Source organism: Endozoicomonas sp. SESOKO3 (assembly GCF_024606255.1).
Genome location: NZ_JAHHPR010000189.1, coordinates 1 through 1,250, shown reverse-complemented (window position 1 = coordinate 1,250; position 1,250 = coordinate 1). Strand labels below are relative to the sequence as shown.

Sequence of the window (1,250 nt, the reverse complement as noted above, 5' to 3'; positions counted from 1 at the left end):
CGCCATCGGTCTGGCAGGATTGGCAGCAGAAAGCGGTAATGCAATACCAACCCTTGCGTCTTTCAATTTTATCGACGAATTTGCACCGATTCGCTTGCAGACAATGGTTGGAGACCATCTGACGCTTGTTCAGGCCAGTCAGGCTGTAGAAATCTTCAAGGACATGATGAGGTGCTCCCCACCCTACCCTTTGTCTATCGTAGATCACCCTGTCTTGCCAAAAGTCCAGGAGCTGGTTTACAGGGCCAGGAATGAAATGAAAACCGGGGCTCAACGATACGACGACGAAATTAATGGCATGAGCAAAAGAGCCTTTCACCCTCTCGTGCCTGAAAGATTCTTCTCGGAACACTTCGCTACTCATTCTCACACTGGTATCAGGATAATAGCTCTGTTGAGTGAAGGTCTGATCAGCAAGGTTGAACTTCATAATTACATTAAAGCGGTCAGAGGTGTCGATGGTTATCAGACAGTGGATGAATTCGAGCACTTCCTTGGCTACCGCTACGGCGTCAATGTGCCTCAATTCAAAAAGGTTGTTCAAATGATGTCTGACGAGGGTGCAAAGGAATTCATGCGCAATGCCTTCGATCCTGTGACCGTGACCACCACTGGCCCTTCAGGTATGAAAGAGTCTGTTACCGGCATGAAAGAGTACGCAGCTGCGGTCATCGCCAACTACGTCCTTAACGATATTGCCTTCAATAACGGCCGCAGGACGGCAGCCTTCCTGGCCAATATTCAGGATACTCTGGCACCTTATGCCAATACCCTTGGCGTGTCTGAATCAGAGCTGATCAAGGCTATCCATGACACCTTGATGCAGACTCATGCTGCAGCGGTTGAGCATCGGCTCAATGATTACTGGCTAAAACCTTCAGCCTCTCTGGTACAGGCGGCCGCCTGGTACTTCTTCACCTATAAGCCTCTGCTGGCGATCCATACCGCCGAGCAGGCTGAAAGGCTGTCTCTCTCAAACATGGCGTTCCTCTATCTTCTGGATCTGACCAGCCGGGGTGATTACCTGCACAGAGCTCTCACACCTTTCGAGCACTGGCTGGAACACTATGATGTTGATCTTGACCGAACTCGCCAATATACCTACCACGACGGCATTGAAAAGATCTCTGAAGTGGGCGGGCTGGCCATGCCATTGGGTAAGGCCGCTTCCTCAGTCATTCTGCTGAGAACCGGGTCTCTGCTGTTTGCCAGACAGTACAACGCCAACCCCCGGATGTATCGCAGCATTT

General features: G+C 50.7%; 1 protein-coding gene. It reads left to right on the top strand.

What is annotated here, in order from left to right; genetic code table 11:
- Positions 1 to 19: 19 nt before the first annotated feature.
- A partial coding sequence (locus KDK18_RS03290; protein ID WP_257253195.1) for a hypothetical protein occupies positions 20 to 1,250 on the top strand: 1,231 nt, incomplete at its 3' end.